This is a genomic window from Rhodoferax sp., from assembly GCF_018063565.1.
GTDB lineage: Bacteria > Pseudomonadota > Gammaproteobacteria > Burkholderiales > Burkholderiaceae_C > Rhodoferax.
Genome location: NZ_JAGPBB010000087.1, coordinates 1 through 14,751 on the forward strand (window position 1 = coordinate 1; position 14,751 = coordinate 14,751).

Sequence of the window (14,751 nt, forward strand, 5' to 3'; positions counted from 1 at the left end):
CAGTCAGCCGGAATCTGAGCAGCATTGGCATGCAGGGCAAAGTCATCGTTGGAATCGATGGGCGTGGCACCACTGTAGAGGGTGAGAAACGGATCGGACAGAGTGCCGGGGACATTGAAGGGTGCAGTAGCCAGAGAGGGGCCACGGGCGCGGATCAGCACTTTCTTGGCAGAGCTGCCCTGAATGATGAAGCCGGCGATCATGACGTTGTCGACGGTTTCGACCTTGCCTCGGGTGGCTAGGTTGAGGAGGCGGTGTGGGGATGCGACAACAGCAGGCTGAATTGTTATGTTTTGTGTCACTTGGGGAGCTGGAGCGTAGGTTGCATTGCCGGCCTGGTCTGCAACAATGGTGCAAGTGCCAACTGAGACACCGGTGACGATTGAGCCTGCGACGGTACAGTATCTCTCTGTGCTGCTACTGAAGCTTACTGCCAAACCTGAAGTTGCCGTGGCACTCACGGTACCAGTGCCGCCAACACTAACACTTGGCGCAACTCCAAAGCTGATACTCTGATCGACAGTTTTCGAAACTGAAATATCTTTTGTCGTTTGTGTTGCCCTCGCATACACTTGGTCACCCATCTGATCTGCTGCGATAGTGCATATGCCGGTAGCAAGTCCAGACACAGTATCACCAGAAACAGCACAAATGCTCGGTGTATTTGAGCTGAAAGTAACGGGTAGTCCAGAACTTGCGGATGCGACAAGTTTACCGGTACCACCTACTGCAATTGGTGGGATATCTCCAAACGCAATCACTTGAGCGATTGGATCGCCGACCCTCAGTTTATGCAGTACCTGAACAGCTGGTTCATAGACATCGTTGCCCAATTGATTTCCAGCAACAATGCACAGGCCACCGGTCAATCCGCTGACCGCGCTACCAGTGATGGAACATGTACTTGGCGTGACGCTGGTGAAGATCACTGGATTGCCGGAATCACCACCCGTTGCCATGATTTCAGCTGATCCAGCAATCGGAACAGAAGTCGGACCACTAAACGCAATCTGTTGCACCGTCAGACCTGAGGCAGTCACAGTGACAGACCTTGGCTGGCATGCGGGCGGGTCAATGGCAGATCCTCTGATACTTCCTTCTTTACCCCCCCAGCATTCCACCAAGCCTCCAACTGATAGGGCACAAGTGTGGCTGCCGCCCGCAGATACTTGCTTCGAAGGACTGTTGATACCCGAAACTTCTACAGGCGACACAGGGTTAGCAGTAGTGGTGCAACTCAGTTGGCCGCCGGAGTTACCACCCCAACATGCTACGTTGCCATTGGTTTTTAGGGCACATGCATGCGACTCAACCCAAGCTAAGGTACCAAAAGAATAATACCCACCAAGCGCTCCAGTGGAAACGCTCGCAATACCACTTGTAAGTCCAGAAACTTCATAAGGCGTCAGGTGACCTCCGACCTGATTTTCACCCCAGCACTTAACCCCACCCGCGGCCGTGACTGCGCAGGTCTGAAGTCCTCCTTGCCAGTAGACATTGTAGGGAACACCACCGGCACTAATAGTCTGTGTTCCATTTTCCAAACTGGAAACACCGATCGGTGTGGATCGACTGACCGTCGTCCCATCGCCCAACTCGCCCGATACGTTTGAGCCCCAGCAAAAGGCACCTCCCACGTTACTGATTGCACAGGAGTGCTTGAATGAGGTCGAAATGGCGAGGATTGGTGCATTCAGCCCGACGACACTCACTGGCGTTAGTCGCTGGACTTGGGTTCCGTCACCCAATTGACCCAGTGTGTTGTCACCCCAGCACTTTACGTCGCCGCCGATCATGACGGCACAGGTATGCTGGCCCCCACTTGAAACTGCCGCCACACCTCCACCCAACCCAACCACATCAACAGGTGTTAGCCGCTCGACAGTGGTGCCATCCCCTAACTGTCCTGACTCGTTTGCGCCCCAGCATTTCACCGCACCAGAAGTCGTCAGCGCACAGGTATGGCTAACTTCTGAACTTCCACGACCAACAGAAACGGCAACGACGCCACTCGTAAGGCCAGTTACATTGGTCGCCGTACCTCTTGACGACTTGGTTCCATCTCCGAGCTGACCATGTGAGTTCAAACCCCAACACTTAACGCCTCCTGCTGCAGTTACCGCGCAGGTGTATTGCGATCCTGCATCGATTTGCGTGACGTCACTGAGATCAATCAGATCAGTGACGTTTGCTTGGGTGATGGAGATGTCTTTTGTAACTTGTGCTGCAGCGGCGAACGAGGCATCACCGGCCTGATTTACTGCAATAGTGCAAGTGCCTGTTTCGAGGGCGATTACCGTGGCACCAGAAACCGCGCATCGTGTGGGCGTAATGCTACTAAAGGTTACAACTAGACCGGACGTGGCTGTGGCGTTTGCGGTGGTTGCGCCTCCAACTGCCAAAGTAGCTGGTGTGAAACTGATAGGACCAATGGTTTGTGAGTTTTGACTCACTGTAATGTTCAGAGTCACTTGAGGTGCAGCTGCGAAGCTGGCGTTGCCCGACTGGTTGACTGCAACAGTACAGGTTCCTGCCAGCAGACCGGTGACGTTGTTGCCTGAGACCGAGCAGATCGTCGGCGTGGTTGAGCTGAAGGTCACCGCCAGCCCGGAGCCCGCAGTCGCACTGACCACTGTAGTACCCGCGACCTTGAGCGTGGCCGGATTGAAGCTGATAGTACCAATGGATTGCGTGGTCAGTGTCCTGCAGAGCCCGTCATCGCCGTGAACGCACCGCGGTACGTGTAACACAGCACTTGCTTTGCGATTGTTCTTTGATTGGGCATAGAAGGTGTAATCGCCACCGCTCTCGGGAAAGGCGTAGTTCGTGACGAAGATGGGATAGTTTGTGCCGTATGCGCGCCCTTGCAGTGTGAGCGCAAACGAACTGCCGTCGCCCAAGCCGACAGACATCGAGACGACATCCGCATCCATCGCCGTCACTTCCAGCCAATGGGTACCCAATCTGGAGAGGCTAATTTTCGGTGCCCATGTCGCATTGATGACGGTTATTTGCGCGGTTGCGTGCTCGTTGGTATCGACCAGCGAGGTCGCTTGGATGGTGCAGTTGCTATCTATGGACGGGGCACTGTAAAGCCCTGTTGTTGCATCGATGCTGCCGCAATTTGGGGTAGTTACGGACCATTGAACCCTTTTGTCGGTCGTGCCGGTGACCAGTGCGCTAAAGCGTTGGGTGGCGCTGCGCTCTAGCCACAAATCACCTTGCATCACCGAGATGCCGACGTTGCGTACCAGATCAGGTTCGATAAAGCCTTTGCGCAGTGCTTCAAAGAGGAAGTTTGGCGTGGCATGTGAGCGCACCTGACCCTGATTCATCGTCCAGATGATGATGCCGCCATAGCCATTGTCGCGGGTGAAGGTGCCTTTGGCGATGAGCGACTCTTCATCTTCAATCGAGACGTAGCGGCAACCGTGGCGTTCTGCTTGGGTTAGGCTCAGGTAGGGCTGCTGGGCTGCAGAATCCCAGCTGCGCATGGATTCGTCATAGGCACCGTTGGCGCTGTATATTTCCGAGAGCGGATACTCGTTGTCACCACCGAGAATCTGGACGCCGCTTTCGGTGCTCTGATTTGGTTCCGTGATATTGCCGGTGTAGCAGGTGACGTAAAACCCGACGCCCATACCCAGTTTTCTTCTGGGGATACCAGCGGTGACGTAGCGGTTGAATGAGTCTTCAATGCTGACGGGGGTAGCGGGTTTGGCGCCGGACAGGGGCGAGTTGTGCCAAGACAACCAGCCAGATCCGGCCCACGCCGTCGCGGGATAGTAAGACATGAGGTTGAACTGATCGATATGGGTGATCACCTCGACCAGCCGTGGCTCGACGGTGTCGTAGTTCATATTGAGTGGGCCACCGGGAAGTGTGAGGATGGCCTGTGGCGCGGCTTGTCGCAGTTCGGCAGCAAAGAGCTTGAACAGATCCCAGTCGATATTGTTTTCCCAGTCCAGATCAATGCCGTCGTAGCCCAGATCGGACATGGCGGCGACCAGATTGGCGATGAATGCGGCGCGGTGGTCGGCAACCGCTGCACGAATAGCCACTCCGTTGTCATCACCCCCGAGCATCAAGATGGCTTTTTTGCCATGTGCGTGGGCGCGGGAGGCAACATCTCTGGCAAGGGCGGGGCCGTTGGTGGGATCCCAGTCAAAGTTGGTGTTGAGCGTTCCGTCAGCGTTTGCGAGCACCCGCGCCATGATGATATGCGTCAGGCCGTTCCAGTCGATCTCGTCAGGTGTCAAAAGATCGCGCTGGTAGGCAACATAGTAGCCAGTGACCCAATGAGCAGGCTGTGGATCGACTGGTGGTTCAGCGCGAGCTTGTGTGGGACCGAGAACCGCTACGATTGCGATAAAGGCAAAGAATGCAGTTGCAATGCAGTTTGAAAGACGTGACAAAGTAGATACTCCCGTTCTTTAGCGGCAAGTCATCAACCATATCCGAGCCAATAGTCGCTTAAGTGCAAGTCAGAATGCAACACCGAACTAGATGTAGATTCACTGGCAGATTAGTGTTATGGACGAGATACTGCTAATTTATTGTCTAATTGTCGTGGCAGCAGCAGGGTTTGGGGTATCCCCCATTTGGGGGATACGGCTCAACAATCCGGTGTTTTGTTGACGTATCGCGTGCTTTCGAACCAAATTCAAACGAAAAAGCATCGAAACCGAGTCGACATGACCCAGTCAAGTCTCAGAGCGTTACAGGTCAGCATTCCAGAACCTCGCACGGACCCGCCGACGCAGTTCATCATCGAAACAAGGATAAAACTCAGACTCACCCGAGAAGAACTCCAGCATTCCGTCCAGCTTCCCATCGAAGTTCCAGTCAAGACGGTCGTATAAGTTCCACGCCCCTAGAAAGAAATCGATCAGCTACCCCATGGTCAGCGCTCTGACGGAAGTGCGCGTCACGCAGCATCAAGGCAACCGCCGAGCACTGGAAATTGTCAACCGCCACTGTGAAGCGATACATGGCTTCTGCTTGAAGGGTCACCGATCGCCTGCGTCACAACCAGCGGCAGTCTGAGTCGAACGAAAACTGCCCGACTTGCCATCGGCGCAGACCATACTGGCACCAGTTGGGTAATCGGTGGGAGCGTGCAGCACCGAGTCTGAAAACAGTGAAATGGCTGTTGTCAATGTTTGAGTTTGCCGTTTGGTCAACTGGTACAACACCTTCCAGTTTGCCAAGGCCTACGCTGGCGGCGAAGGTATGAAGCACTACACCCAGATGGTGCAGGAGCCCGAATTTGCCGCACGCGAACAAGGCTACACCTTTGTGTCGCACCAGCAAGAAGTGGGCGCAGGCTACTTTGACGACGTGACCACGGTGATCCAGGGTGGGTCGTCATCGGTGAAGGCACTCACTGGCTCAACTGAAGAAGAGCAGTTCCACTGATCGACCTGGCCCTTTGGGGCCAACGGTGCCCGAGGAGGGTAGAAGGCTGGCGGCTTTGAGGAGTTGCTGGCCTTTTCTTTATCTGCCAGCACAAAGACGTGTTGGCAGGCAGAGCACTTCAACCGTCCGTGTTGATCTGTTTGATCAACGCGGCCAGAACTTCCTGGGCGCGGTCATTGGCCACCTGGCAGGTGCCGGCGGCATTGTGGCCGCCACCGCCATACTGCAGCATCAACTCACCGACATTGGTCTTGCTACTGCGATCAAGAATGGATTTACCGGTGGCAAAAACCGTGTTTTGCTTCTGCACACCCCATAAGGCGTGGATCGAGATGTTGCATTGTGGGTACATTGCATAGATCATGAAACGGTTGGCCGCCCAGATGGTTTCTTCAGAGCGCAAGTCGAGCACTACCAGATTCTGGTAGACCGTCGCGCAACGTGCAATTTGCTCGCGTGCGCGTGCTTCTTGATCAAAGTAGAGGTCGATGCGCTCCATCACGTCTGGCAACTTGAGGATCTCGTCAATGCCATGGTTGCGGCAATAGTCGATCAGGTCCATCATCAACTGGTAATTGCTGACCCGGAACTCCCGAAAACGCCCTAAACCGGTGCGTGAATCCATCAGGTAGTTCAGAAGTACCCAGTCTTTGGGTACCAGGATTTCTTCGCGACTGAACTGAGCCGAGTCCGCTTTGTCAACGGCCAGCATCATTTCATGGCTGATGGTTGGAAAAGCCTTGGCGCCACCATAGTAGTCGTAGACCACCCGTGCGGCCGAGGGCGCATGGGCTGAAATGATGTGATTGCTTCGTTCACCCGTGTTGCGGATGGTTTCTGATTCATGATGGTCAAACGACAAATGCGCACTGGCCACATATGGCAGGTTGGTAGTGATGTCACGACTGGTGATTTCGATCTTGCCATCCTGCATGTCTTTGGGGTGCACAAACTTGATCTCGTCGATCAGGTCCATCTCCTTCAGAAGCACGGCGCACACCAGGCCATCAAAGTCACTGCGGGTTACAAGGCGGAATTTGCTTTGGCTCATGGAGGTCCTTTGCTTGGCTAATGGTAGGTGATGGATCTGTGTCAATCTGAGAAATCAGCTCAAATCCTAACGCAAAAAACATGGCGCATTGCTGCGGCTAAAATGACGGCACCCAAATATCAACAAGAGCGAGAAAGGCATACCGGTTATGACACCGCGAACGACACGGCAGTTGATGTAAGCAATAAGGCCGTAGCCCGCGTGCCTTATGCGCGATGTGCTCTTATATTGAAATGAAAACGCGGACCGACCGCGTTTTTTTTTGACTTCCTCCACCTTTTTCAGTGCAATCAATATGGTTCAAATTACGCTTCCAGACGGCTCGCAACGTGACTTTAGTGCCGCATTGACCGTGGCCGACGTGGCGGCCTCCATCGGTACCGGCCTTGCCAAAGCCGCGCTGGCAGGCAAACTTAACGGCAAACTGGTCGATACCAGCACCCTGATTGACACAGACGCCACACTTGCCATCATCACCGCCAAGGATAGGGAGGGGTTGGATCTCATTCGCCATTCCACCGCCCACCTGTTGGCGTACGCGGTCAAAGACGTGTTTCCCAGCGCCCAGGTAACGATTGGTCCGGTGATCGAGAACGGCTTTTTCTACGACTTTTCTTTCGAACGCCCGTTCACCATGGATGATCTGGCCGTGATCGAGAAGCGCATGATCGAACTCGCCAACAAGGACGAACCGGTATCGCGTCGGGTTCTGCCGCGCGATGAAGCGGTGGCTTATTTCAAGGGTTTGGGCGAGTTTTACAAGGCCGAGATTATTTCCAGCATTCCGGCCGACCAGGAAGTCAGCTTGTACCGTGAAGGCGCTTTTGAAGACCTGTGCCGCGGCCCCCACGTGCCCAGTACTGGAAAACTCAAGCATTTCAAGCTGATGAAGGTGGCGGGTGCCTACTGGCGCGGCGACCATCGCAATGAGATGCTGCAGCGCATTTACGGTACCGCTTGGGCCAGCAAGGAAGACCTGGCGCAACACCTGAAAATGCTGGAAGAAGCCGAAAAACGTGACCACCGAAAACTTGGCCAGCAGTTGGACTTGTTTCACATCGACGATCATGCACCAGGTGTGGTGTTCTGGCACCCAAAAGGTTGGGCGGTTTGGCAGGTGGTTGAGCAGTACATGCGCAGTGTGTACCGTGACAACGGCTACCAGGAGGTCAAAGGCCCGCAGCTACTGGACAAGTCACTGTGGGAAAAGACCGGGCACTGGGATAAATATCGCGACAACATGTTCACGACAGAGAGTGAGAAGCGTGAATATGCCTTGAAGCCGATGAATTGCCCGGGGCACATCCTGATCTTTAAACAGGGCATCAAGAGTTACCGCGATCTGCCGCTACGCTACGGCGAATTTGGGCAATGCCACCGCAACGAGCCGTCGGGGGGGTTGCACGGTATTATGCGGGTGCGCGGATTTACCCAGGACGACGGGCACATTTTTTGTACGGAAGATCAGATTCTCAAAGAATGTGCCGACTACACCGCTCTGCTGCAGAAGGTGTACGCAGATTTCGGTTTCAAGAACATCATCTACAAGATCGCCACCCGACCGGATAAGCGTATCGGATCCGACGAAAGTTGGGACAAGGCCGAGCACGCATTGATGGAGAGTCTGAAATCCTCTGGATGCGACTACGAAATCACGCCGGGTGAGGGGGCCTTTTATGGTCCGAAGATCGAGTACACGCTGAAAGATGCCATTGGTCGGCAATGGCAATGCGGGACGATTCAGGTTGATTTTTTCATGACCGATCGCCTTGATGCCGAGTATGTGGGTGAAGACGGTGCCCGTCATCGCCCCGTCATGTTGCACCGCGCCATCGTCGGCAGTCTGGAGCGCTTCATCGGTATTCTGATCGAAGAAACTGCTGGAGCCTTGCCTACCTGGCTAGCGCCGGTGCAGGTGGCGGTACTCAATATCACGGATGCACAGGCTGACTATGCCAGAAGTGTCGCCAAAACGCTGCAAAATCAAGGGTTTAGGGTTGATCTCGATCTGAGGAACGAGAAAATCACGTATAAAATACGCGAGCATTCGATGCAAAAGCTGCCGTATCTGGTCGTCGTGGGCGACAAAGAAGTGGCGTCTGGTGCCGTTGCAGTGCGCGCTCGGGGTGGACTGGACCTTGGCGTGATGCCGTTGGAAGACTTTTTGCAAAAGATCTCAGCCGACATTGCCCACAAATCCAACGCTTGAATCATCGGCATCCAGTTTGCTGATTGACGTGTGCATTGCGCGGTTTTTGGCTACTTTTTGAGTAGCATTGTTGTGAAGGATTAAGTCATCGCTACCGAATTTCGTGATCGCCGTCAACGCGAAGAACGCAAACACCGATTGAATCGGGAAATCATGGTGCCAGAGGTTCGCCTCTCTGGTGTCGAAAACGAACCGCTGGGTGTGGTCAGTATCAATGATGCATTGCGTATGGCGGGTGAGTTGGACGTTGATTTGGTGGAGATCGCCGCAACCGCGACGCCACCGGTTTGTCGTTTGATGGATTACGGCAAGTTCAAGTACCAGGAGCAAAAGAAGGCAGCCGAGGCCAAGGCCAAGCAAACGGTGATCGACATCAAGGAGATCAAGTTTCGCCCGGGTACGGATGACGGTGACTACAACATCAAGATGCGCAATATCAAGCGCTTCTTGTCGGAAGGCGACAAATGCAAGATTACCTTGCGTTTTCGTGGGCGGGAAATCACCCACCAGGACCTGGGTATGGCGCTGTTGAACCGCATCCGTGACGAATTGGGTGACACGATTGTGGTGGAGCAGTTTCCGAAACTGGAGGGCCGGCAAATGATCATGATGATCGCGCCAGGCCGCAAGAAGCAGCAAACCGCCAGACCCGTCGCTGCGGAACCGGCGGTTGTTGCCTGACAGTTGGGTTAGCCTTCCTTGCGGAAGGCTGATCAAAGGTTGACGCGACTGGCGTATCTCGCAAGAGTTGCGACAGTCGCATCAAAGTAGCAGAGTAACGTCTGCTGCCAAAAGTGGCTCGGGGCCATCAAGGCTGCAAGTTGTTTGCAGACGCCTCACGAGCACAATGTCAAAAGGAGCATGCAAATGCCCAAAATGAAGACCAAGAGCGCGGCGAAGAAACGCTTCCGCGTCCGTCCAGGTGGTACCGTGAAACGCGGCCAAGCCTTCAAACGTCACATTCTGACCAAGAAGACCACCAAAAATAAACGCCATCTGCGTGGTGCAACCGCTGTTCATGAGACCGATATGGGTCGCATGGCACAGATGTTGCCCGGCCGTGGTCTTTGATTAACGACGAACAAGGAGTAACACAATGCCTCGCGTCAAACGTGGTGTAACGGCTCGCGCCCGCCACAAAAAAGTTCTGGCCCTTGCAAAAGGCTTCCGCGGTCGTCGTGGTAACGTTTTTCGGGTCGCCAAAGAAGCGGTCATGAAAGCCGGGCAATATGCCTACCGTGACCGTCGTACCAAAAAGCGTGTCTTCCGTCAGTTGTGGATTGCCCGTATCAATGCCGCTGCGCGCCAGTGTGGCATGACCTACAGCCAGTTTGCCAACGGTCTGAAGAAAGCCTGTATCGAGATCGACCGCAAGGTGCTGAGCGATATCGCGGTACACGACATGGCTGCATTTGCCGGTATCGTGGCACAGGTCAAGGCCAAGCTGGCAGCTTGAGAAAGCCAGTTAGCTATTGATTAAGTAGCTTTATTGGTAATAAAGACAAGGGCTAGAGCTTGAAAGAGCACTAGCCCTTTTTCCTTTGAAAAGAATTCAACTTTATGAACGACTTACAGACCGTTGTCGCTGCTGCCCGTGCGGCATTTGAGTTGTCGCCAACCCCGGCTGATCTGGAGAACACCAAGGCCCTGTATCTGGGCAAGGCTGGCCAGATCACTGACATGATGAAGGGCTTGGCGGCGCTTTCGGTCGACGAGAAGAAGACCCGTGGTGCCGCCATCAACCTGGCCAAGCAAGCCATTGAGGCGGCATTGACGGCGCGTCGGCAAGCGCTGGCAGACGCCGACTTGCAAGCGCAATTACGTGCTGAGGCACTCGACGTCAGCCTGCCCGGGCGTCCCCGTGGTGTGGGGGGGCTGCATCCAGTGTCGCTGACGCTGGAGCGCATTGAGAGTATCTTTGGCTCGATGGGTTTTGAGGTGGCACAAGGCCCCGAGATCGAGTCGGACTGGTTTAATTTCACGGCACTGAATACCCCTGAGGACCACCCGGCGCGCTCCATGCACGATACCTTCTACGTTGAAGGCGGCACTGAAACTGCCCCCAACCTGTTGCGTACCCACACCAGTCCAATGCAGATCCGGCATGCGGTACAACACGTCAAACGCTACCGTCTAGCGGCTGAGGGTGCTGGCAGCACCACGGGCCTTTTCGCCGGTGCCATGCCCGAAATTCGGGTGATTGCGCCGGGACGTACTTATCGCGTTGACAGCGACGCGACGCATTCCCCGATGTTCCACCAGTGTGAAGGTCTCTGGGTGGGTGAAGCCATCAGTTTTAAAGACCTGAAGTTTGTCTTTACTGACTTTTGTCGTACCTTCTTTGAGAACAAGGATCTGGTGCTGCGCTTTCGTCCCAGTTTTTTCCCCTTCACTGAACCGAGTGCCGAGATCGACATTCAATTTCCCAGCGGACCCTTGGCCGGGCGTTGGCTTGAGGTGGCAGGCTCCGGTCAGGTCCACCCCAACGTCATCCGCAATATGGGTCTTGACCCCGAGCGTTATATCGGTTTTGCCTTCGGCATGGGGCCAGACCGGTTGACCATGCTGCGTTATGGTGTCAACGATCTGCGCCTGTTTTTTGATGGCGACATTCGTTTCTTGTCTCAGTTTCGCTGAGGTTGCGCGGCGCCATCGACTTGTTTCCCCCGTCTGATCTGATTGAACGACTATGCAATTTCCTGAATCCTGGTTGCGCGAATTCTGCAACCCGCCGCTGAGCACGACCCAACTGGCTGACACCTTGACCATGGCAGGTCTGGAGGTGGAAGAACTGCAACCGGTGGCGCCACCATTTCATGGCATCGTGGTGGGTGAAATCAAAGCGGCCGCTCCGCACCCCAATGCCGATCGTTTGCGCGTGTGTCAGGTGGACGTGGGTCAATCGGAGCTGTTGAACATTGTGTGTGGCGCACCCAATGCCCGCGTGGGTATCAAAGTACCTTGCGCCACCGTGGGCGCGGTGTTGCCACCGGGCGACGATGGTCAGCCGTTCCTGATCAAAGTTGGAAAACTCCGTGGGGTCGAGAGTTTTGGCATGTTGTGCTCGGCGCGCGAGCTCAAACTTTCAGAAGATCATGCAGGTTTGCTCGAACTCGCTGCCAATGCGCCACTCGGACAGGACATCCGCCAGCACCTCCATCTGGACGACACCCTGTTCACGCTCAAGCTCACGCCCAACCTGGCGCATTGCCTGAGCGTCTTTGGTGTGGCACGAGAGGTCTCCGCATTGACCGGGGCAGCGTTGCAAGCCCCCGTGTTTGCATCTGTACCAGTGACCACCACCGACGTTTTGCCGGTCAAAATCAGGGCCGCCGACCTGTGTGGCCGTTTTTCCGGGCGAGTCATTCGGGGTGTCAATCCCAAGGCCGCTACCCCGGCCTGGATGGTGGACCGACTTGCCCGATGCGGGCAACGCAGTGTTACGGCACTGGTCGACATCTCCAACTATGTGATGTTTGAGTTTGGTCGCCCCTCCCATATTTTTGACCTGGACAAAATTCAAGGTGGTTTGGAGGTGCGTTGGGGCCAATCGGGTGAGCAACTCAAACTTCTCAACGGCAACACGGTCACCGTGGATGAACAGGTCGGCGTGATTGCCGACGCCAGGCAGGTGGAGTCACTGGCTGGCATCATGGGTGGCGATGCCACTGCCGTTTCGGACGACACCCGGAATGTTTATGTCGAGGCCGCGTTCTGGTGGCCACGGGCCATTGCAGGGCGTTCGCGTCGCTTCAATTTTTCTACCGACGCTGGCCACCGGTTTGAGCGTGGTGTGGACCCAGAGCTGACGGTGGAACACATCGAACGCATCAGCCAGCTCATCATCGATATCTGTGGTACCGAACACACCACTTGTGGCCCACTGGATGACCAGAGGGTGGCCATGCCGGTCGCACCCGTTGTGAGCCTTCGTGTTGCACGTGCATCCAAGGTGCTGGGCTTGCCGCTGACCCAAGACCAGTGTTCGAAGGCGCTGGTGGGTTTGGGCTTGCAGGTGCAAGCGGCCGACGGTGTGCTGCGAGTAACAGCGCCATCCTACCGGTTTGACATTCAGATTGAAGAGGACCTGATCGAAGAGGTCGCGCGGGTCGTGGGATACGATAACTTGCCAGCCACGCCACCTCAGGCACCGATCACGGCACGCATCCGTCCGGAGTCCGAGCGAGGCGCCTTTGCTCTGCGTCGCGCTGTGGCTGCGCTGGGTTATCAGGAGACCATTAATTTCAGCTTTGTCGAAGAGCGCTGGGAACATGAGCTGGCGGGCAACCCCAACCCGATCCGCTTGCTGAACCCGATTGCAAGCCAAATGAGTGTGATGCGCTCATCCCTATTAGGTTCTTTGCTACAAGTCTTAAAGTTCAATCAGGATCGTAAAGCTCCGCGTATCCGGGTTTTTGAGATTGGGCGGGTGTTTTTGCGGGATGCTTCGGTGTGCAGTACCGACACCACGGTCAAAGGTTTTGACCAACCCATGCGCCTGGCTGGGCTGGCAACTGGCGCTAGCCTGGCGCCGGATTGGGGTATCAAGGAGCGTCCGGTCGATTTTTACGACGTCAAGGGTGATATTGAGGCGCTGTTGGCACCGTTGGCGCTCACCTTTTTACCAGCTCAGCATCCGGCCATGCATCCAGGGCGTTGCGCCCAGATTCAGCATGACGGCGTTGTTCTTGGTACCGTGGGTGAACTGCACCCCAAGTGGCGTCAGTCCTACGAATTGACGCAAGCCCCGATCCTGTTCGAACTTGATCTGACGGCAGTGTTAACGCGCAAGGTACCAGTGTTCAAACCGGTGCCGAAGTTCCAGGCCGTTGAGCGGGACATTGCGGTGATGGTGGATGAGCAGATCACCCATTCAGCGTTGATGCAGGCCATCTGGTCCGCACCCACAGAAGGTGCACTGCGCGATGCGTTGCTGTTTGACATCTACCGTCCCAAGTCTGCTGAAACTGCTTCGATCAAAACCAGCGAAAAAAGCATGGCCGTCCGGTTGACCCTCAATGGTCAGGATGCCGCTTTGACAGAAGCGCAGATCGAATCAAGTGTGGCCGCGATTGTGGCAACGCTGGCTGAACAGCTCGGCGCACGCCAGCGGGCTTGAATGATCGACAATAGACACGCATGAAAGAGAGCTGTCATGACCATTGCCGTTGAAACCCTGGAGACGCCGGCCCTCACCAAGGCCCAGCTTGCCGAGATGTTGTTTGAACAGATTGGTCTGAACAAGCGTGAATCGAAAGACATGATTGACGCCTTCTTCGACCTGATCGCCCACAGTCTGGTGGAGGGGCACGATGTCAAAATCACCGGCTTTGGGAACTTTCAGATCCGCACCAAAGCGCCTCGACCCGGTCGCAATCCACGCACGGGTGAGTCCATTCCGATCGACGCTCGTCGGGTGGTCACATTTCATGCCAGTCAAAAGCTCAAGGAGCAGATTCAGGAGCAGGATGCGCAGGCGACACAATTGTTGCCCTGACCCCGAAAGCCGATCAAAATTGACCATCGTCGGTCTTTACAGGACCTGCGCTCTTGGAGTAACCTGCAAGTTTGAGCGGCGCACGCATAGACTCCTATGGAGAACTCTCTCCCATCCATCCCGGCTAAACGTTATTTCACCATTGGTGAAGTGGGCGACTTGTGTGGCGTGAAACCGCACGTGCTGCGTTATTGGGAGCAGGAGTTCACGCAGTTGCGGCCAATGAAACGTCGTGGCAATCGCCGCTATTACCAGCACCATGAGGTGTTGATGATTCGCCGGATTCGTGACCTGCTGTACGACCAGGGCTTTACCATCAGTGGTGCTCGTAACAAAATGCAGGAACTGCTACAGGACGGTCGCCATCGTTTTTCCGATGCCGGTGAGCCGCAGGCGCTCATGCCGGAAGTTGAACTTGAGGTCATGCCATTGGTCGATTTTGCCGATACCGATTCGGACTTGATGGTCACACCCATGGCGGAACCCTGGCAGCAAGTTCGCCGTGAGCTGTTTGAAATCCGTGATTTACTGGTATGGACCGACTGAAAAGGCAGACACCTGGCCGCTATAATTGCG

10 protein-coding genes and 1 pseudogene are annotated in these 14,751 nt (G+C 55.2%); 9 read left to right on the forward strand and 2 right to left on the reverse strand.

Features of this window, described 5'->3' with window-relative positions; genetic code table 11:
* Positions 1-4,415 (reverse strand): glycosyl hydrolase family 18 protein (locus tag KBF66_RS15915; RefSeq protein WP_296659376.1); only part of this gene is annotated, 4,415 nt, incomplete at its 3' end.
* A gap of 763 nt (positions 4,416-5,178) precedes the next feature.
* Between KBF66_RS15915 and KBF66_RS15920 the strand changes: the two are divergent.
* Positions 5,179-5,418 (forward strand): annotated as a pseudogene (locus KBF66_RS15920) (isocitrate lyase); the annotation flags it as partial.
* 118 nt (positions 5,419-5,536) lie between these two features.
* On the opposite strand, the gene KBF66_RS15925 reads toward KBF66_RS15920, so the two are convergent.
* A complete protein-coding gene (locus KBF66_RS15925; RefSeq protein ID WP_296659380.1) occupies positions 5,537-6,469 on the reverse strand; it encodes an exopolyphosphatase in 933 nt (310 codons plus the stop codon).
* A gap of 295 nt (positions 6,470-6,764) precedes the next feature.
* Here KBF66_RS15925 and thrS point away from each other — a divergent pair, with 295 nt between their 5' ends.
* From thrS to KBF66_RS15965, 8 genes are all read left to right on the forward strand, one after another.
* The gene (thrS, locus tag KBF66_RS15930; protein WP_296659385.1) at positions 6,765-8,678 is read left to right on the forward strand and encodes a threonine--tRNA ligase; all 1,914 of its coding nucleotides are present in this window, start codon (positions 6,765-6,767) and stop codon (positions 8,676-8,678) included.
* An 87-nt stretch (positions 8,679-8,765) separates the two neighbouring features.
* Complete coding sequence (infC, locus tag KBF66_RS15935) at positions 8,766-9,359, forward strand: translation initiation factor IF-3 (protein WP_296659412.1); 594 nt, start codon at positions 8,766-8,768, stop codon at positions 9,357-9,359.
* 186 nt (positions 9,360-9,545) lie between these two features.
* Positions 9,546-9,749: a 50S ribosomal protein L35 gene (gene rpmI, locus KBF66_RS15940; RefSeq protein ID WP_182727227.1), complete on the forward strand. Its 204-nt coding sequence runs from the start codon at positions 9,546-9,548 to the stop codon at positions 9,747-9,749.
* A 25-nt stretch (positions 9,750-9,774) separates the two neighbouring features.
* Positions 9,775-10,134, forward strand: coding sequence for a 50S ribosomal protein L20 (rplT, locus tag KBF66_RS15945; protein ID WP_296659395.1), 360 nt, complete (start codon positions 9,775-9,777; stop codon positions 10,132-10,134).
* 104 nt (positions 10,135-10,238) lie between these two features.
* Positions 10,239-11,315: a phenylalanine--tRNA ligase subunit alpha gene (pheS, locus tag KBF66_RS15950; RefSeq protein WP_296659398.1), complete on the forward strand. Its 1,077-nt coding sequence runs from the start codon at positions 10,239-10,241 to the stop codon at positions 11,313-11,315.
* A gap of 52 nt (positions 11,316-11,367) precedes the next feature.
* Positions 11,368-13,797 carry a phenylalanine--tRNA ligase subunit beta gene (pheT, locus tag KBF66_RS15955; RefSeq protein ID WP_296659402.1) on the forward strand — a complete coding sequence of 810 codons (2,430 nt, stop codon included), beginning with the start codon at positions 11,368-11,370 and terminating at the stop codon, positions 13,795-13,797.
* 36 nt (positions 13,798-13,833) lie between these two features.
* Positions 13,834-14,175 carry an integration host factor subunit alpha gene (locus KBF66_RS15960; RefSeq protein WP_296659405.1) on the forward strand — a complete coding sequence of 114 codons (342 nt, stop codon included), beginning with the start codon at positions 13,834-13,836 and terminating at the stop codon, positions 14,173-14,175.
* Positions 14,176-14,271: 96 nt separating this feature from the next.
* Complete coding sequence (locus KBF66_RS15965) at positions 14,272-14,721, forward strand: MerR family transcriptional regulator (RefSeq protein WP_296659409.1); 450 nt, start codon at positions 14,272-14,274, stop codon at positions 14,719-14,721.
* Positions 14,722-14,751: the final 30 nt, after the last annotated feature.

What these genes read in the sequence shown, in the direction of transcription:
- KBF66_RS15925 (WP_296659380.1), bottom strand. Translation starts at nt 6,469, where the DNA reads ATGAGCCAAAGCAAATTCCGCCTTGTAACCCGCAGTGACTTTGATGGC.
- rpmI (WP_182727227.1), top strand. Translation starts at nt 9,546, where the DNA reads ATGCCCAAAATGAAGACCAAGAGCGCGGCGAAGAAACGCTTCCGCGTC.
- KBF66_RS15965 (WP_296659409.1), top strand. Translation starts at nt 14,272, where the DNA reads ATGGAGAACTCTCTCCCATCCATCCCGGCTAAACGTTATTTCACCATT.
- KBF66_RS15960 (WP_296659405.1), top strand. Translation starts at nt 13,834, where the DNA reads ATGACCATTGCCGTTGAAACCCTGGAGACGCCGGCCCTCACCAAGGCC.
- thrS (WP_296659385.1), top strand. Translation starts at nt 6,765, where the DNA reads ATGGTTCAAATTACGCTTCCAGACGGCTCGCAACGTGACTTTAGTGCC.
- pheS (WP_296659398.1), top strand. Translation starts at nt 10,239, where the DNA reads ATGAACGACTTACAGACCGTTGTCGCTGCTGCCCGTGCGGCATTTGAG.
- rplT (WP_296659395.1), top strand. Translation starts at nt 9,775, where the DNA reads ATGCCTCGCGTCAAACGTGGTGTAACGGCTCGCGCCCGCCACAAAAAA.
- pheT (WP_296659402.1), top strand. Translation starts at nt 11,368, where the DNA reads ATGCAATTTCCTGAATCCTGGTTGCGCGAATTCTGCAACCCGCCGCTG.